The organism is Mesorhizobium sp. RCAM 06353 (genome assembly GCF_059683585.1).
On sequence record NZ_CM185031.1, the window covers coordinates 2,998,409 to 3,014,983 of the forward strand.

General features: G+C 63.2%; 18 protein-coding genes. 5 read left to right on the forward strand and 13 right to left on the reverse strand.

The genetic code is table 11. The features are described from left to right. Positions 1-357 precede the first annotated feature (357 nt). Both AC56QX_RS14290 and AC56QX_RS14295 read left to right on the forward strand, forming a co-directional pair. Positions 358-1,113 (forward strand): DUF4142 domain-containing protein, encoded by a 756-nt coding sequence (locus AC56QX_RS14290; protein ID WP_497116768.1) that lies wholly within the window; start codon positions 358-360, stop codon positions 1,111-1,113. A 25-nt stretch (positions 1,114-1,138) separates the two neighbouring features. After that, the gene (locus tag AC56QX_RS14295) at positions 1,139-1,741 is read left to right on the forward strand and encodes a general stress protein (RefSeq protein WP_497116769.1); all 603 of its coding nucleotides are present in this window, start codon (positions 1,139-1,141) and stop codon (positions 1,739-1,741) included. A 55-nt stretch (positions 1,742-1,796) separates the two neighbouring features. Here the strand turns inward: AC56QX_RS14295 and AC56QX_RS14300 are convergent, their stop codons facing one another. From AC56QX_RS14300 to AC56QX_RS14330, 7 genes are all read right to left on the reverse strand, one after another. Next, positions 1,797-2,966, reverse strand: coding sequence for an extracellular catalytic domain type 1 short-chain-length polyhydroxyalkanoate depolymerase (locus AC56QX_RS14300; RefSeq protein ID WP_497116771.1), 1,170 nt, complete (start codon positions 2,964-2,966; stop codon positions 1,797-1,799). A 137-nt stretch (positions 2,967-3,103) separates the two neighbouring features. Continuing rightward, positions 3,104-3,898 carry an ATP-binding cassette domain-containing protein gene (locus AC56QX_RS14305; protein WP_475437969.1) on the reverse strand — a complete coding sequence of 265 codons (795 nt, stop codon included), beginning with the start codon at positions 3,896-3,898 and terminating at the stop codon, positions 3,104-3,106. Then, positions 3,898-4,995: an ABC transporter permease gene (locus tag AC56QX_RS14310; protein WP_497116772.1), complete on the reverse strand. Its 1,098-nt coding sequence runs from the start codon at positions 4,993-4,995 to the stop codon at positions 3,898-3,900. Before AC56QX_RS14310 ends, AC56QX_RS14305 begins: the two co-directional genes overlap by 1 nt. Before the next feature lie 57 nt (positions 4,996-5,052). Then, positions 5,053-6,009, reverse strand: coding sequence for a rhizopine catabolism ABC transporter substrate-binding protein (locus AC56QX_RS14315; protein ID WP_497116774.1), 957 nt, complete (start codon positions 6,007-6,009; stop codon positions 5,053-5,055). 113 nt (positions 6,010-6,122) lie between these two features. Beyond that, positions 6,123-7,022 carry a myo-inosose-2 dehydratase gene (gene iolE / locus AC56QX_RS14320; RefSeq protein WP_497116776.1) on the reverse strand — a complete coding sequence of 300 codons (900 nt, stop codon included), beginning with the start codon at positions 7,020-7,022 and terminating at the stop codon, positions 6,123-6,125. After that, positions 7,019-7,354 carry a hypothetical protein gene (locus AC56QX_RS14325; protein WP_497116777.1) on the reverse strand — a complete coding sequence of 112 codons (336 nt, stop codon included), beginning with the start codon at positions 7,352-7,354 and terminating at the stop codon, positions 7,019-7,021. Before AC56QX_RS14325 ends, iolE begins: the two co-directional genes overlap by 4 nt. Continuing rightward, positions 7,252-8,130 carry a Gfo/Idh/MocA family protein gene (locus AC56QX_RS14330; RefSeq protein WP_497116779.1) on the reverse strand — a complete coding sequence of 293 codons (879 nt, stop codon included), beginning with the start codon at positions 8,128-8,130 and terminating at the stop codon, positions 7,252-7,254. The genes AC56QX_RS14325 and AC56QX_RS14330 overlap by 103 nt, the downstream gene beginning before the upstream one ends. 97 nt (positions 8,131-8,227) lie before the next feature. Here AC56QX_RS14330 and mocR point away from each other — a divergent pair, with 97 nt between their 5' ends. Beyond that, the gene (gene mocR / locus AC56QX_RS14335; protein WP_497116781.1) at positions 8,228-9,697 is read left to right on the forward strand and encodes a rhizopine catabolism transcriptional regulator MocR; all 1,470 of its coding nucleotides are present in this window, start codon (positions 8,228-8,230) and stop codon (positions 9,695-9,697) included. Positions 9,698-9,731: 34 nt separating this feature from the next. Here the strand turns inward: mocR and AC56QX_RS14340 are convergent, their stop codons facing one another. Beyond that, the gene (locus AC56QX_RS14340; RefSeq protein WP_497116782.1) at positions 9,732-10,934 is read right to left on the reverse strand and encodes an MFS transporter; all 1,203 of its coding nucleotides are present in this window, start codon (positions 10,932-10,934) and stop codon (positions 9,732-9,734) included. A gap of 127 nt (positions 10,935-11,061) precedes the next feature. Next, the gene (locus AC56QX_RS14345; protein WP_027044481.1) at positions 11,062-11,520 is read right to left on the reverse strand and encodes an Lrp/AsnC family transcriptional regulator; all 459 of its coding nucleotides are present in this window, start codon (positions 11,518-11,520) and stop codon (positions 11,062-11,064) included. A 172-nt stretch (positions 11,521-11,692) separates the two neighbouring features. On the opposite strand from AC56QX_RS14345, the gene AC56QX_RS14350 reads away from it, so the two are divergent. Continuing rightward, positions 11,693-12,433, forward strand: coding sequence for an AzlC family ABC transporter permease (locus AC56QX_RS14350; protein WP_497116784.1), 741 nt, complete (start codon positions 11,693-11,695; stop codon positions 12,431-12,433). Next, positions 12,430-12,729, forward strand: a complete 300-nt coding sequence (locus tag AC56QX_RS14355) for an AzlD family protein (RefSeq protein ID WP_497116786.1) — start codon at positions 12,430-12,432, stop codon at positions 12,727-12,729. The genes AC56QX_RS14350 and AC56QX_RS14355 overlap by 4 nt, the downstream gene beginning before the upstream one ends. Before the next feature lie 31 nt (positions 12,730-12,760). Here the strand turns inward: AC56QX_RS14355 and AC56QX_RS14360 are convergent, their stop codons facing one another. From AC56QX_RS14360 to AC56QX_RS14375, 4 genes are read right to left on the reverse strand one after another with little or no spacing between them, the layout of a single operon-like run. After that, on the reverse strand, positions 12,761-13,819 hold the full coding sequence (locus tag AC56QX_RS14360) for an ABC transporter ATP-binding protein (RefSeq protein WP_497116788.1): 1,059 nt from the start codon (positions 13,817-13,819) through the stop codon (positions 12,761-12,763). A gap of 11 nt (positions 13,820-13,830) precedes the next feature. Next, a complete protein-coding gene (kce, locus tag AC56QX_RS14365) occupies positions 13,831-14,763 on the reverse strand; it encodes a 3,5-dioxohexanoate:acetyl-CoA acetone transferase (protein WP_497116789.1) in 933 nt (310 codons plus the stop codon). Between the two features lie 30 nt (positions 14,764-14,793). Beyond that, positions 14,794-15,642: a carbohydrate ABC transporter permease gene (locus tag AC56QX_RS14370; protein WP_497116791.1), complete on the reverse strand. Its 849-nt coding sequence runs from the start codon at positions 15,640-15,642 to the stop codon at positions 14,794-14,796. Continuing rightward, positions 15,639-16,574 (reverse strand): carbohydrate ABC transporter permease, encoded by a 936-nt coding sequence (locus AC56QX_RS14375; RefSeq protein ID WP_497116793.1) that lies wholly within the window; start codon positions 16,572-16,574, stop codon positions 15,639-15,641. Before AC56QX_RS14375 ends, AC56QX_RS14370 begins: the two co-directional genes overlap by 4 nt. Position 16,575: the final 1 nt, after the last annotated feature.

The following is a 16,575-nucleotide window of genomic DNA, read 5'->3' on the forward strand; positions in this document are numbered from 1 at the left end:
ACCGATCTCGGCAAATGGCTGGAACGGCTGTTCGAACTCGGTGTAGAGCAGGGGGCATTGCATCTTGAGGCATCCCCGACATCGAGGCACAAGCATTCATGGCGACCGTATGCGGAGCCATGCTTGCAGCCCGGGCGTTTGACGACCCGGAGCGGTTCAACGTGATTGTAGAAAGTCTTTTTGGTCGCATTCGCCGCTGACGCCGGTGGCCGCGTACGGCAATTTTCAGCGCGCCCACGCGCTCGTTAGATAAACCAAAGCCGCAGCCACCGGCAGATTATCTCTGATCCTTCGGAACAAAGACTTCGGGCGCAGATTAGGTCCACAGCACATGTGTGCATAAAAAGGACCTTCCCCATGAAAACCCGCCTATTGCTGGCCCCACTGGCCACAGCCACAGCCATGGCTTTCGCCCTGCCTGCACTCGCCGCCGACAGCGCGCAGGACTTCGTCAACAAGGCCGCTGCCGGCGGCATGTTCGAGGTCGACTCGAGCAAGGTCGCCGAAGGCAAGGTGCAGGATCAGAGCGTCAAGGATTTCGCTCACAAGATGATCGACGATCACGGTGCGGCCAACGCCAAGCTGGAGACGATCGCCGGCGAACAGAAGCTTACGGTTCCCAAGGAATTGGACGCCAAGCACAAGGGTGATGTCGACACTTTGCAGAACGGCAAGGATCCTATCGACGCGCCCTACGTCCAGATGCAGCGCGACGCGCACACCGATGCCGTGACGCTGTTCGAGAGCTACGCGAAGGACGGCGACAACGCCGAGCTCAAGACGTTCGCCCAGCAGACGGTGCCGACGCTCAAGATGCACCAGGAGATGATCGAGAAGATCGCTTCCACAGTGGCTGACAAATCGGCCGCCACGACCTCGACGACTCCGGCCGTGACCACGACCGACACCGCGAACCCCTCCGCTCCGGTTCCCGGCGCCAACAGCTTTACCGAGGACCAAGCCAAAGGTCGCATCCAGGACGCCGGCTTCTCCGACGTTTCCAAACTTGCCAAGGATGACCAAGGGATTTGGCGTGGCCAGGCAACGAGGGGCGGCAAAACCACGGCAGTCGCTCTCGACTACCAGGGCAACGTCGTTGCCGGCACCAACTGAAACTGAAATCCAGGAGATCAAAACGATGAAAACCGTAACCGGACTATTCGACAACTATGATGATGCTTCCGACGCCGTCGGCGAACTGGAAGCCAGCGGTGTTGCGCGTGACAACATCAGCATCGTTTCCAGCAATTCGGACAACCAGCACGACAACAACGGGTCCAAGGCCGCCGACGACGCTGCCGGTGGGGCTGGACTGGGAGCCGCGATCGGCGGCGCCGGTGGACTGCTCGCCGGACTTGGCCTGATGGCCATTCCGGGTGTTGGTCCGGTGGTGGCTGCCGGGTGGCTGGCTGCCACTGCGGTCGGTGCCGTTGGCGGTGCCGTGGTTGGCGGTGCCGCTGGTGGCCTCGTCGGGGCGCTTACCGATTCCGGTGTCCCTGAGAATGATGCCCATGTCTACGCCGAGGGCGTGCGTCGCGGTGGCACGCTGGTCACAGCCAAGGTCGACGACCAGCTGGTGCCGGAGGCCGAACGGATTCTGGGACAGGCTGCGTCTGTTGACCTGGAAGCACGGCGTGGCGAATACCGGGCCGATGGTTGGACCGGCTTCGACCCTGACGCGGAGAACTACCGCTCGAACGAAATCGGCCGCGACGGCGCTCGCGATGTAAACCGAGTTTGATCGACAGGGCCCCGCTGCCGAAAGGCGGCGGGGCCATTCTGCCGACGGCCTTCGGCTAGCGCATCAAGCCGGCTGCACGAAGCGCATCTTCAATCACCTTGCCGATGCCCGTAGCAGAATCGGTTGAACCATTCGGACGCGTTTGTTCAGCAGGTTCGACCCGCACTGGCCTCGACTTTTCGGGCGCACTATGTGGGCGCAAGGCCGTGCCTGCCGCAGGATCGGGCGAGGCAGTGGCGGACTTCGCCTTCCCTCGTGCACCCCGGTCTGCGAGATCCCAGAACGCCGCCATACGTCTCGTCGACGAAATTCCAACATCCAGCATGAACGGCGCGGCATGACCCAAACCGTCCTCGCCACCCGTCTTCAAGGGAGTGCCATGGCCCATGCCGGCAATCGTGTATTTTTCGATCACCGCATCGCCATCGGCGTTGCACCAGACCTGCCGCGTTTGTCCATCGACGGTCTCTTGTCGAACAGGGCTTGCCCCGACGCGATGAACGCCCTGCCATTGGGCGACAAGGGAATCCGCATTGGCCGGCGCCACCGTGTGGTCGGCCGTGCCCTGCCAGATCGAAATCTTCGGCCATGTCCCTTTGTGCGATGTCGCCTGCGCAAGGCGCCGCTGGAGCTCCGACTTGGACGGGCCGCCATGGCCACGCATGCGATCGAAAGCTTCCGGGATCGTCGACGCACTGCCATAGGCAAGGCCGGCAATGATTGCGCCGCCGGCGAACACCTCTGGATATGTTGCCAGCATCGCCGCCGCCATGGCGCCGCCGGCGGACAGACCGGTAATGAAAACGCGCCGGCGGTCGAGGCCATGCTTTGTCACCATGGCTTCGATCATCTGGCGGATGGAGAGCACTTCACCGCGATCGCGGGTGACATCTTCAGGCACAAACCAGTTGAAGCAGAGATTGGCATTGTTGGCGCGCTGCTGTTCGGGCAGCAACACCGCAAAGCCTTCCTCTTCTGCCAGGCGCGACCAGCCGGATCCATGATCGTAGCCGGCGGCCGTCTGCGTGCAGCCGTGCAAGACGACGACCAGCGCTGCCCCGCGCGGCAAGTTCTCAGGAACGTAGAAGCGTGCCCGCAAGGCGCCTGGATCGGACCCGAACGCGGCCAGGTCGGACAGGCTGTCGAGATGGCCCGGTTGTTGGGAAAATGCCGGCCGGCCTCGCATGGCCGAAAGGCGAGCGATCGTATCTGAGATGTTCCGCAAATCGAAATCCTAGACCGCCGGAATGGCGGAAGCCCGAGCACAATGCACTTACGGCAACATCGTTGCTGCACTGCACAATAACAAGCTTACGCTGGGGTAGACGAGAAGCGTGCTCCGTTCCAAACCGGCGCCGCGTCTCAGGCCGGCCCATTCCTGGCCGACTTCGCCAGCTCCTGTTCCAGATCCACCAGTTCCTTGCCGCCTGCCATCAAATTGAGCAGCTGGTCGCGGGTGATTTCGCCTTTGGCGTAGGTGCCGGTGCTCCGGCCGCGCTTCAATAGGGTGAAGCGGTCACCGACGACATAGGCGTGGTGAACGTTGTGGGAAATGAAGATGACGCCGATGCCGCGCGCCTTGGATTGCACGATCAGCTTCAGCACCACCGATGCCTGGTGGACGCCCAGCGCCGATGTCGGCTCGTCCAGGATCAGCACCTTGGCGCCGAAATAAACGGCACGCGCAATGGCGAGGCACTGCCGTTCGCCGCCCGACAGCGTCCCGACAGGCTGTTCGGGATCGCGCAGCTGGATGCCCATCGCCGACATCTCGTCATAGGCGGTGCGGTTGGCGAAATCGGCGTCGAACTGGCTGATCGGCCCGAACTTGCGCATCGGCTCGCGCCCGAGGAAGAAGTTGCGCGCCACGCTCATCAGCGGCACCAGCGCCAGGTCCTGGTAGACCGTGGCAATGCCGCTGTTGCGCGTATCGGCGGGCGAGGCAAACCGCGTCGGCTTGCCCTGCACGCGGATCTCCCCCTCGTCAGGCGTGTAGACGCCGGACAACGTCTTGATCAGCGTCGACTTGCCGGCGCCATTGTCGCCCAGCAGGCAATGCACCTCGCCGGGACAGACATCGAAGGACACGTCCTTGAGTGCTACGACCGAGCCGAAATATTTGCTGACCGACTTCAGTTCGACATAGGGCTCGGCCATCACCGGCTCCTCATGGCGCGGTTGCGCACATAGCTGTTGAACAGCACCGCGATGACCATCATGGCGCCCATGAACAGCTTGAACCAGTCGGTGTCGATGCCGGTGTAGAAGATGCCCATCTGCACGACGCCGAAGATCAGGGCGCCGAACATGGCGCCGACGGCCGACCCGTAGCCGCCGGTGAGCAGCGTGCCGCCGATGACGACGGCGATGATGGCCTCGAACTCCTTCTGCGTGCCGCGCAGCGTGTCGGCCGAGCCGGTGACCAGCACCTGGATCGCCGCGAACAGGGCGGCCGCCATCGCGGTCATGACGAACAGCGTGATCTTGGTGCGCGCCACCGGCACGCCGAGATTGCGCGCGGCATTGGCTTCGCCGCCGGCGGCGAAAATCCAGTTGCCGAAGCGGCTGCGCGTCAACAGCCAGGTGCAAGCCAGTGTCAGCGCGATCCACCAGACGATCGACACCGGAATGCCCGATATCGAGGGCAGGCCGTCCGCCCGTTTGCCGATCAGGCCGATGTCGGAAAGCCAGGCGATCAGGCCGGAAAACACTTGTCCCGAGAACAGGCTGTTGAGGGGATCGTTCTGCGCCAGCTCGTGCACGCCCGACACCTGGGTCCGTCCTGATATGCCGCGCGTGAGGCCAAGGGTCAGGCCGCGCAGCATGAACAGGCTGCCGAGCGTCACGATAAAGGAGGGCAGGCCGGTCCTGACGACAGCGAGCCCGTTGAGCGCGCCGATGCCGCCGCAGACGGCGAAGGTGAACAGCAGCGAAAGCCAGATCGGCCAGCCCCAGAAAACGGCGGGGATGGCGATGAGGATGCCGGCAAAGCCGATCATCGAGCCGACCGACAGGTCGAACTCGCCGGCGATCATCAGAAGAGCCACGGGGGCGGCGAGAATGCCAAGCTGGGCCGAGACTTCGAGGAAGTTGATGATGCCCTTGGCACTGAACAGTCCCGTGCCTCCCGCCGTGATGGCGAAGAACACGAAGACCAGCACGGTGCCGGCAGCCGCGCCAAGTTCCGGCCTGCTCAACAGGCGGCTGAGGCGTGAGACCGACCGGACCCGCTCGTCGCTAGTCTCTGAAACCATAGCTGCTTGCCCTTCACCCAAGTAAGAACGGCCGGGGCAAGGCCCCGGCCGCCAGTGTTAGCGCTTGCCGAGTTTCGACAGCTCGATAACCGAGGCGGCGGTGTCCTTGGTGACAAAGCCGGGGCCGGTCGGATAGTCGGCGATCGGCATGATCTTGTACTTCTTCCAGAGGTCGAACATCGCGACCGGGATATAGCCCATGGCATATTGCTGGGCGTCGATGCCCCACTCCATCTTGCCGGCGACAACGGCCTGCAGGATCGTCGGCGAAAGATCGAACGTGCCGGTCTTGACCTTGCCCGCGAGGCCCAATTCATCAAGCGCGGCCAGCGTCGGTTCGGCACCGCTGGCGCCGACGGCGAGAATGAACTGTGTATCGGCATGAGCGGTCATGTAGGCGATCACGCGGTTCTTCATCTCGGTCGGGTCGATAACGCCGTTCATCACCGGCACGTCGACGCCAAGGCCCTTGGCAAAGCCGGCACAGCGGTCGTCGAGACTCGAATTGCCGACCTCGTGGTTGGCGCAGACCGCCTTGGTGAGGCCGAGCGCCTTGATGCGCTCGCCGGCCATGACGCCCGCCTGGAATTCATCCTGCCCCATGAACAGCAGGCCGCCAAGATCGTGCGTGAGCTTGGAGCCGCCGGAATCGATGATGATGACCGGGATGCCGGCGGCGATGGCATTCTTGACTGGAGCCGAAAGGGCGGCCGCGTCTGGGATCGAGACGACCATGCCATCCGGCTTCGAAGCCGCGATGGCGTCGATCATCTGCGCCATCTTGGCCATGTCGAAGGTTTCGGGCGCCAGATATTCGGCCTTGACGCCGAGCGTCTTGGCGGCATCGTCCATGCCGTTCTTGACCACCGACCAGTAGGGGTCGCCGCTCTGGCCGTGGGTGACGAACACCACCCGCGTTTCGTCGGCGGCCGCAAGGGTCGTGGCCGCCGCCATCATGGTGAAGCCGGCCAGCAGGCCGAGCGCAGGCTTTACTAATTTCGCAAGCGAAAACATACAACCTCCTGTTTGTTTTCCGCCGCCGCAATTACGGTCGGCAGTCCAGTTGCCCCTTCATTCCAGTTTCATTCCTCAGCACTGGTTCCCCAGAGACCGCATGGCGGCCTCAATCACTCGATGACGTCAAATCCGGCTTGCCGCGCCATGCGCGACAGGTTCTGGAATCCCATTGTCGCATAAGTCAGCGGATTGGCCTTGCTGGGATCCTGCTCGGCCTCGACGACCAGCCAGCCGCTGTAGCCATTGTCGGCCAGCACGCGCAAAATGGCGGGATAGTCGATGGAGCCGTCGCCGGGGACGGTGAAGATCCCTTCCATAACCGCGCCCATGAAACTCATGTCCTCGGCGCGGGCACGCTCGAGCACGGTCTTGCGGGCGTCCTTGCAATGCACATGCACGACGCGTTTGACGTGCGCCTTGACCAGGGCCAGCGGATCGCCGCCCGAAAATGTCGAATGGCCGGTGTCGTAGAGCAGGCCGACGGCTTCGCCGGTGTGCCGCATCAGCAGGCCGACCTCGGCGTCGGTCTCGACGATGGTCCCCATATGGTGGTGAAAGGCCATGCGCACGCCGAAATCCGCCATCTGCTCGGCCAGCGCCGTCAGCTTGCGGCCATAGGCCGGCCATTCTTCCTCACTGAGGGCCGGGCGCTGCGAGATCGGCCCCCAGATGGCGTTGTGGCGGCCGCGCGAGGTGTCGGCATAGACGACATGGGTCGAGCCCATATCCTTCAAGAGCTGGAGATGCGGCGTGATCGCTTCCATCTCCGCGCCGACATCCTTCTCGTCGCAGCGGCCGTCATACCAGCCGGAAATCACCGCAAGGCCATAGCGCTGCATGATCGGCTTCAGCTCGGCCGAGCGGCGCGGAAACTTGCCGCCAAGTTCCGTGCCGGCATAACCGGCCTGCCTGGTTTCGCTGAGGCAGACCTCAAGCGGTGTATCGCCGCCGAGTTCCGGCACGTCGTCGTTGGACCAGGTGATCGGGTTGATGCCGATACGAACCTTCACGGGCGAACTCCTGATTGCTGGGCAAGGTGATGGCGGGCGAGGCCGGCCAGCAGCGTCATGTCGCGGCGGGCATGCTCGGCGGTGTTGCGCACCGGTGCGCCTGCGACGATCGCCGACCAGAACCCTTTCAGCTCCTCGACGAATGCCTCTTCGTAGCCGCTGCTTATGTCGCGGCTGGAGAGCGTGTGGCCGTCGCCGGTGCGGATGGTCAGCCGCGTCGGCTGGTGGTTCAGGTAGGGCGAGGGGAATTCCAGCTCGAGCGCTGCGTCGTCGAAGTAGAGCGTGATGCGCTCGCGGTAATCGGGCAGACCCGGCGTGGCGACATGGACCATGTTCCACAGCGCCGGCCGCCGAGCAGCCGCACGGTGCCCTGGCCGCCTTCGCCTTTGGCAAAGAGCGAGGCGCCGACGATTTCACCGTCCGCGACGCCGAGCGCGTCAAGCAAGCCATGGACGGCGTTCACATCATGCACGATCGACGAACAATAGGCGCCGACAAAGCCGCGAAAGGCGTCGGGATCGTCCAGCCCCGGCACCGCACGCGCCACCTGCTCGCGCTGCCTGGCTTCGGTCGAGGCAATCAACCCCGCCGCGACGTCGTCACCCCGGCAAGTGGAGGCGTGCCGGATGAAGGGCCAGGCGTCGGGATCGTTGACCTCGACCGAAATGTAGCGAAGTGTCCGCGCCGTGCCCGGCAGCATTTTCAATGCCGCCTCGTAGCTCGGATCGAAACGTTTCATGTAGCCGACCTGGAGCACCTTTCCGGCGCGATCCCTGGCACCGATCAATTCGTCGATATCCCCCGCACTGTAGCAAAGCGGCTTCTCGCAGAAGACATGCAGCCCCTTGGCGAAGGCTGCGAGGCTTTGTTCGCGGTGCAGTGCATCCGGCGAGGCAATGACCACAGCGTCAAGCGGCATGGCGAGCAGCGCGTCGAGATCGGAAAATGTTTCGAGGCCGAATTCCTCGCCGACAAAGGCGCGGACTTTGCGCGACGGGTCGTAGACGCCAACGATCTTGAACTGCCGGTGCAGCTTGAGCAGGTTCGGAATGTGCTCGACCTGGGCGACGCCGCCCGCACCGATCACGCCCACCCTTATGCACTGCATCGGCCAGCCTCATCTGAACCCGAACGCTTTTTTCTTGAGCCTAAGGCTGCTTTGGTTCCATTGTGAGAGCCAGATCCGTTTGATTTTTGGGAACCAGATGAAGACCAGTTTTCCCGTCGACGGCATTGCGCTCGATCGCGACAGTCCCGCCAATCTGCACCGGCAGCTCTATGTCCAATTGCGGAGCCTAATCGAACGGCGCGTGCTGCCGAGCGGCCACGCATTGCCCTCGACACGGGTCATGGCGCGGGATTTGAATGTGGGACGCAACACGGTGATTGCCGCTTGCGACCAGTTGGCGCTGGAGGGGTATTTGGCGATCCGGCCACGCAGGCCCTCGGTGGTGATGGACCTGCCGACCCGCTCAGTGACGGCGGAACATGTATCGGTCGAGGACGCCAACCCGATATCGCGGCGCGGGCAGACGATGCTTGCGCAACCCTATCATCATGGCCGGCCTGGCATGCTGGCCTTTCATCCCGGCATGCCGGACCCGGACAATTTTCCGTTCAACACCTGGTCGAAACTGCTCAGCCGCCGCGCAAAATTCGCGCATATCGATCTTTTCGGCACCTATCACGTCAAAGGCTATCCGCCGCTTTGCGAGGCGATAGCGCGCTATCTCACCGCTTCGCGCGGCGTGAAGTGCACCGCTGAGCAGATCGTCGTCACCAATGGCGCGCAGTCGGCTTTCGATCTCCTGGCCCGGCTGCTGATCGATGACGGCGACACGGTGTGGATGGAGGAGCCGGGCTATTACGGGGCGGGTTCGGCCTTTGTCTCGGCCGGCGCGAAACTGGCGCCGTTGCGCGTCAGCAATGCCGGCTGGAACCTTGATCCGCCGTCTGTCATTCCGCGCATGATCTTCGTGACGCCCTCCTGCCATCACCCGCTCGGCATCACCATGCCGATGGAGCAGCGGCTCAATCTCTTGCACATGGCCGAGACCTGGCGCTCATGGATCATCGAGGACGACTATGACGGCGAGTACCGTTTTCAGGGGCAGCCCATTCCGGCACTGCAAGGCATCGGCGCGTCAAACCGCGTGGTCTATGTCGGCACCTTCGCCAAGATCCTTTTCCCGGCCATGCGCCTCGGCTTCATGGTGGCGCCCAAGGCGATAGACCATACGATCGTCTCGGCGCTGAGCGTGAGTGGCCAGTTCGCTCCCTTGCTCACCCAGGCCGCGCTCGCGGATTTCATGAATGAGGGGCATTTCACCCGCCACCTCAGGCGCATGCGGCGTCTCTATGCGGAGAGGCGGCAGTTCTTCCTGGAAAGCGCGCAAAGGCATCTCGGAGAATGGCTGGATTTCCATGCTACCGAATCCGGCATCCAGGTCGTCGGGATTTTCCGTGAGCGATGCAGCGACAGGGCGGTTGCCGAGGCGGCCCTCCAGCAGGGTATCAACGTTTCGGCGCTGTCGATCCAATACCGTCACGGCACGGAGCAGAACGGTCTGGTCATGGGCTTCGCGGCGGCCGATGCGCAGACAACCGAAAAGACGATGCAAAAGTTTCGCACCGTGCTGCAAAGCCATTTTTCGCGAACGAACGATCCCGGATAAATCCCGGGATCGTTCGTTCTCGTGAAGTGTGTTGCTAGGCCACCTGCAATTCTCTGCGCGGCAGCGGCGGGAAGGCGATCGCTATGCCCGCGGCACCCAGGCCGATCAGGGCCGAGCCGATGAACAGCCAGTGGTAGCTGGCATAGGCGTCGAAGATCATGCCGCCGGCGAGCGGTCCCAGCGCCATGCCGAGGCTGGACAGCATGGTGGCGGCGCCGAACACGGTGCCGAGGATGCGCTGGCCGAAATAGTCGCGCGCCAGCACCGCGTAGAGCGGCATGACGCCGCCATAGGTGGCGCCGAAGATCACGGCCAGCATGTAGAACTGATCGAGCTGGCTGACCGAGAGATAGGCGGCAATGACGACAGCCTGGATCGCCAGGCCCGCGACCAGCACCGGCTTGACGCCGAGCCGGTCGGCCAGCACGCCGTAGAGCAGCCTGCCGCCCAGACCGGCGAGACCCTCGACGCTGTAGATCGTGACCGCCGCCATGGGTGCTACGCCGCACAGCATGGCGTAGCTGACCATGTGGAAGATCGGCCCGGAATGCGCGGCGCAGCAGGCGAAAAAGGTCAGCCCCAGCACGATGAATTGCGGCGAGCGCAACGCCTGGGCCACACTCATGCCGGCGCCCTCGGTGACAGGCGCGGAAGCCGCATCGGCAATAGCGGGTTTTGGCGGCTGGCGGACCAAGAGCACCGCCGGCAACAACAGCACCCAGGCCATGATGCCGATGTCGAACATGGCGGCGCGCCATTCATAGGCCGAGATCAGCCAGCGGGCGAAAGGCGAGATCGTCATCGGGGCAACGCCCATGCCGGCCGAGACCAGCGACACGGCAAGGCCGCGATTGGTGTCGAACCAGGCCGTGGTCAGCGCGATCATCGGCGCGAAGAAGGCGCTGGCCGCAAGTCCGACGAGCACGCCATAGCTGATCTGGAAGGTCAGCAGTGAGCCGGCGCGGCTCGCCACCACCAGCGCCAGTCCGAGCAGCGCCGCACCGATCGCCACGACGATGCGGGCGCCGAAGCGATCGGACAGCGCGCCCCAGGCGAAGCCGCCAAGGCCCATCACGAGGAAGTTCAGCGTCATGGCGCTCGAAATGCCGGCGCGCGACCACTGCGTGTCGAGCGCCATCGGTTCGAGAAAGATCGCCAGCGAAAACATCGTGCCGATGGCGACACAGGACATCAGCGCGCCAGCCGCGACGATGACCCAACGATAGGAAAGGTTCATGCAAATCTCCCATGCCAGAGGGCAGCGCTCAGCGCTGCTTGCGTCCGAAGGACGCTGGCATGGAGGCCCGTCCTACAATCCGGTTGCATTTTTTATCCAGTCTGGAATGGACCGTTTTGCCGTCACCTCAGATCGGCAGTTCCGACGTGTATTTGATCGTCCAGCTGGGAACATCGGTCTTGACGTTCTGGACACCCTTGATGCGGCTGAGATGCTCCGACTGGAAGCGGCGATAGTCGTTGATGTCGGCGGCCACCACGCGCACCATGGCATCGCAGTCGCCGAGCATCAGATAGCATTCCATGACTTGCGGCAGCTTGGCCACTTCAGTGGCGAAGTGCTCGATCGTGTCCTCGTCCTGCGTCTTCAGCCAGATACGGGTGAAGAAGGTCAGGCCCTTGCCGATGCTGGCCGGGTTGAGCACGGCGACATAGCGGTCGATGACGCCGGCTTCCTCCAGAAGCTTCACGCGCCGCAGGCAAGGCGAGGGCGACAGGCCGACCTCGTTGGCCAGATCGTTGTTGGCCATGCGGCCGTCGCGCTGCAGCGCTCGCAGGATGCGTCTGTCGATGTCATCGAGTTTCATGGCTATAAATTCCATATCTTCAATGAATCGCGGCATTGAATGCCAAAATAATGGCGAAGACAACAATCTTCGCAACCAAATTGCGCGGCCAACTTTATATGGTTGCGTCGACACCATCACCATCTGAAGCCTAACCGGAAACGGTGGCCGCACGGCCAGCCTGTGGAAAATCATGAGCGTTTCTGAAGCAACATTGCCCGCAGCGATTGACGGCGGATCGGGTTCGGAGTTCCGGCGCGGGGTCATGTCGTGCCTGCCGGTCCTGCTCGGCACCATCCCCTATGCGCTGGTGCTGGGCGCGCAGGCGACGCAGAAAGGTCTCAGCGCCGTCGAACTGCCTCTGATGACCGGATTGAATTTCGCCGGCGGTTCGGAATTCGCGGCCATCCAGCTCTGGACATCGCCGCCGCACATCGCGCTCATCGTCGCCATCACCTTCCTGGTCAACAGCCGTCACTTCCTGATGGGGGCAGCCCTGGCGCCATTCCTGGGGCATTTGCCGCAGCGCAAGGTGTTTCCGGCACTGTTCTTCCTCTGCGACGAGAGCTGGGCGCTCGGCCTGGCCGACGCCAAACAGCGCGCCGGCGCCGGCATCACCCCGGCCTTCAGCCCGCGCTACTATATGGGCGCGGCCCTGGCGATGTACCTGGCCTGGGTGGGCTTCACGGCGGCGGGCGCGCTGCTTGGCCCGATGCTCGGCGATGTCCAGCATTACGGTTTCGACATGGCGTTTCCGGCCGTCTTCCTGGTGCTGATGCGCGGCATGTGGAAGGGGATGAAGGCTGCGCGGCCCTGGCTGGTCAGCCTGGTCGTTGCGGCATTAGTCTATCTCTTCGTTCCCGGCGCCTGGTATGTCGCGGCGGGCGCGGTGTCGGGGCTCGCCGCTGCCTGGCTGATGGCAGGTGATGCATGATCGATCCGACAACCCTTCTGACCATCGTGCTGATGGCAGGGGTCACCTATCTGACGCGGATCGGCAGCTATGTCGTGCTGCGCAACCGCGTGCTCAGCGCCCGTGCCACGGCGGTGATGGAGGCCGCACCCGGTTGCGTCCTGATCTCGGTCATCGCGCCGGCTTTCGTGTCGCGCAATCCCGCCGATCTTCTGGCCTTGGCGATCACTCTCGTTGCGGCGACACGGTTCTCCATGCTGCCGACCGTGCTGATTGGCGTCGGCGCGGCGGGCCTGCTCAGGCACCTTCTGGGCTAGCCTACAGCAAAAGGCAGGAGGGCGTCCACGTTTACTGGACCGTGGACGTGATGCGCTGACCCTTGGCGTTGAACAGATGCAACTGGCTTAGGTCTGGCGCGAGGAAAACCTGTTGGCCCGGCATCACGGGAATGCGTTCGCGCAGCAGCGCGCTCAGCGTGTTGCCGCCGGCCTTGGCCATGACAAGGGTTTCCGCGCCGGTCGGCTCGACCACTTCGACCACCGCCGGCACGCCGCTGTCAGAGAGCCTGAGATGTTCGGGCCGGATGCCCCAGGAAAGCGCGCTTTCGCCCTGACCCAACGCCGGCAGCGGAAACACCGTGCCGTCGCTGGCGGCGAAACCGTCCGCCGTGGTGCGGCCCTGCAGGATGTTCATCGATGGCGAGCCGATGAACTGGGCAACGAACAGATTGGCCGGGCGGTCGTAGAGATCGAGCGGGGCGCCGATCTGCTCGACGATGCCGCCATTCATGACGACGATCTTGTCGGCCATGGTCATGGCCTCGACCTGGTCGTGGGTGACATAGACGATGGTGGTTCCCAGGCGCTGGTGCAGTGCCTTGATCTCGGTGCGCATCTGTACGCGCAGCTTGGCGTCAAGGTTGGAGAGCGGCTCGTCGAAAAGGAAGACTTTTGGGTCGCGCACGATAGCGCGGCCCATGGCGACGCGCTGGCGCTGGCCGCCGGAAAGCTGGCGCGGATAGCGATCCAGCAAATCCTGTAGTCCGAGGATGGTCGCGGCACGCGCAATCTTGGCGTCGATTTCGCTTTTGTCGGTCTTCTTCAGCGTCAGTGCGAAGGTCATGTTCTCGCGCACCGTCATATGCGGGTAGAGCGCATAGTTCTGGAACACCATAGCTATGTCGCGCGATTTTGGCGCGACGTCGTTGATGACCTTGCCTTCGAGCGCGATCTCGCCGGCGCTGATGTCCTCCAGCCCGGCGATCATCCTGAGCAAGGTCGACTTGCCGCAGCCGGACGGTCCGACCAGGATGACGAATTCACCCGACGCGATGTCGACCGACACGCCGTGGATAACCCTCGCCTTGCCATAGGCCTTCTCGACGCCCGATATGGTGACCGCACTCATTGGTGTTTTCCTTAGAAAGAGACCTTGTCGCCGCCCTTGAGCTGCAAGATCTGCCGCGCCTCGTCAGGGGTGGCCACCGAGGCGCCGAGCCCCTCGATGATCTGGCGCACCTTGCGCACCTGCTCGGCGTTGGATTTCGCCAACTGGCCCTTGCCGATCCACAGCGAGTCCTCCAGCCCGACGCGCACATTGCCGCCGAGCGCAATCGCCTGGGTGGCGATCGGCAGCTGGCTGCGGCCGGCGCCCAGCACCGACCAGTGGTAGTCCTGTCCAAACAGGCGGTCGGCGGTGCGCTTCATATGCGCGACATCCTCGGGATGAGTGCCGATGCCGCCGAGTATGCCGAAAACGCTCTGGACGAAGAATGGCGCCTTGACCAGGCCGCGCTCGACGAAATGGGCGAGCGTGTAGAGATGGCCGATGTCGTAGCACTCGATTTCGAAACGCGTGCCGTTCTCCGCGCAGGTGCGCAATATATGCTCGATGTCGCCAAAAGTGTTGCGGAAGATGCGGTCGCGCGAGCCTTCGAGATAGGGCCGTTCCCAGTCATGCTCGAAGGTCTTGAAGCGCTCCAGCATCGGATAGAGGCCGAAATTCATCGAGCCCATATTGAGCGAGGCGACTTCCGGCGCGAAGGTCGCCGCCGGCTTGACGCGCTCCTCGACGCTCATCGTCGCGGCACCGCCGGTGGTGATGTTGATGACGCAGTCCGAGCGCTGCTTGATCACCTTCAGGAAGGGCGCAAAGGCCTCTGTCGACTGGTCGGGCCGGCCATCGGCGGGATTGCGCGCATGCAGATGAACGATGGCCGCACCGGCCTCGGTCGCGCCGATCGCGGCGTCGGCGATCTCTTGCGCGCTGACCGGCAGATGCGGCGACATTGACGGCGTGTGGATCGAGCCGGTGACGGCGCAGGTGATGATGATCTTGTTCTGGTTCGCCACTTGAAGAATCCTCGTCTATTTGACGGCAGCTTATTTCACCGCGCCCTGGGTGATGCCCGAGATGAACTGCTTCGACAGCACGATGTAGAGCAGGGTGATCGGCAGTGCCGCCAGCGTCAGCCCGGTGAACAGCACGCCCCAGTCGGTGGTGAATTCGCCGACGAAGACGGTGAGACCCTGCGGCAGCGTCTTGAGATTGTCCGAGGTGATCAGCACCAGCGGAAAGAAGAAATCGTTCCAGATCGGAACCGCGTTCTGGATCGCGACGATGACCAGCGCCGGGCGCGCCAGCGGCAGCATGATCGAGCGCATGATGCGAAATTCGCTGGCGCCGTCCATGCGCGCCGACTCTTCCAGTTCGCGCGGCAAGGTTCGGAGGAAGCCGGTCATGATGAACACCGCCGAAGGGATGCCCATGGCGACATAGACCAGCACCAGGCCGGCATAGCTGTCGACGAGGCCAAGCGAATCCAGCTGGATGAACAGCGGAATGATCGCCAGTTTCAGCGGCACCGTCATGCCGCTCAGGAAAAACATCAGCACCAGCGCGCTCAGCCGGAACTGGTAGCGGGCAATCGCGTAGGCGGCCATGGTGCTGAACAGAAGGATCAGCGCCACCGCGGCCATGGTGATGCCGACGGAATTGGCGAGGTAGCGGACGAAGTTGGTTTCGTCCCACACCCGTTCGGCATTGGCCAGCGAAAAGTGCGCCGGCAAGGCGAAGGGCGAGCTGAAGATCTCGGCATTGGTCTTGAAGGACGACATCACCATGACGAACAGCGGATAGATCATGATGACGGCGTTGATCGCCAGCATCAGCTGGATGGCGCCGTTCTTCAACAGTTCGCCGGGTTGCCCGGTGCGGGCTGTCGCGCTCACAGCTCGATCTCGCGACGGCGCAGGTAGCGAAGCGCGATTGCGGTGACGCCGGCAACGATGATGAACATCATCACGGCCAGCGCGCTGCCCTGGCCGAAATCCTGGATGCCTGTCGTCGTCGAGCCGAAGGCGGTGCGGTAGAAATAGAGGCCGAGCACATCCGTCGCGCCGCCAGGCGAGCCGGTGAGGCCGGCCATGACGTAGGGGATTTCGAACCAGTTGAAGCTGCCGATGAAGGTCAGGATGGTGACGATGGTGACGCTGGGCGCGATCAGCGGCCAGATAATCCTGGTCATCAGCACATAGTCGCCGGCGCCGTCGAGACGGGCGGCTTCGATCACTTCCTTGCTGACACGCTGCATGCCGGCGAGCAGTACCAGGGTGGGGAAGCCGAGCCAGTGCCAGACATTGGCGAACAGGACGCTGCCGAGTGCGGTGTGTTCATTGCCAAGCCACGGAATGGCGCCGATGCCGACCAGCGCCAGCGTCTGGTTCACCAGACCGAACAGCGGATGCAGGAACAGTTTCCAAAGGAAGCCGACGATGACCGCCGACAGCACGACAGGGAGAAAGACGATGACCTGATGGATGCGGTGGCCGGGCAGGGCTTTCAGCAAGGCATAAGCGAGCAGGAAGGCGGTGCCGTTCTCGAACACCATTAACGCCACGAAGGCGATGATGTTGTGTTTCAGCGCATTGTAGGTCCAGTCGCTATAAGGCTGTTCAAACAGCACCTTGCGAAAGTTTTCAAAGCCGATGAATCCGGTCGGCTGCAAGCCGTTGAACTCATAGAAGGCAAGGCGGAAGGCCGACAGCAGCGGCCAGAGTACGAACAGCACCATGACCACCAGGGCCGGTGTCAGCAGGGACGCGATCCAGAGTGACCGGCGCCACGGAAGGGCTTTTGTGGTGTGGCGCCGGCCGATGTTCATG

Coding starts and splice junctions, on each gene's coding strand:
- AC56QX_RS14325 (WP_497116777.1), bottom strand. CDS start 7,354: ATGGTCCATGTCGCCACGCCGGGTCTGCCCGATTACCGCGAGCGCATC.
- AC56QX_RS14340 (WP_497116782.1), bottom strand. CDS start 10,934: ATGAACCTTTCCTATCGTTGGGTCATCGTCGCGGCTGGCGCGCTGATG.
- AC56QX_RS14310 (WP_497116772.1), bottom strand. CDS start 4,995: ATGGTTTCAGAGACTAGCGACGAGCGGGTCCGGTCGGTCTCACGCCTC.
- AC56QX_RS14295 (WP_497116769.1), top strand. CDS start 1,139: ATGAAAACCGTAACCGGACTATTCGACAACTATGATGATGCTTCCGAC.
- AC56QX_RS14350 (WP_497116784.1), top strand. CDS start 11,693: ATGAGCGTTTCTGAAGCAACATTGCCCGCAGCGATTGACGGCGGATCG.
- AC56QX_RS14305 (WP_475437969.1), bottom strand. CDS start 3,898: ATGGCCGAGCCCTATGTCGAACTGAAGTCGGTCAGCAAATATTTCGGC.
- AC56QX_RS14375 (WP_497116793.1), bottom strand. CDS start 16,574: ATGAACATCGGCCGGCGCCACACCACAAAAGCCCTTCCGTGGCGCCGG.
- AC56QX_RS14330 (WP_497116779.1), bottom strand. CDS start 8,130: ATGCAGTGCATAAGGGTGGGCGTGATCGGTGCGGGCGGCGTCGCCCAG.
- mocR (WP_497116781.1), top strand. CDS start 8,228: ATGAAGACCAGTTTTCCCGTCGACGGCATTGCGCTCGATCGCGACAGT.
- AC56QX_RS14290 (WP_497116768.1), top strand. CDS start 358: ATGAAAACCCGCCTATTGCTGGCCCCACTGGCCACAGCCACAGCCATG.
- AC56QX_RS14355 (WP_497116786.1), top strand. CDS start 12,430: ATGATCGATCCGACAACCCTTCTGACCATCGTGCTGATGGCAGGGGTC.
- AC56QX_RS14315 (WP_497116774.1), bottom strand. CDS start 6,009: ATGTTTTCGCTTGCGAAATTAGTAAAGCCTGCGCTCGGCCTGCTGGCC.
- AC56QX_RS14345 (WP_027044481.1), bottom strand. CDS start 11,520: ATGAAACTCGATGACATCGACAGACGCATCCTGCGAGCGCTGCAGCGC.
- AC56QX_RS14360 (WP_497116788.1), bottom strand. CDS start 13,819: ATGAGTGCGGTCACCATATCGGGCGTCGAGAAGGCCTATGGCAAGGCG.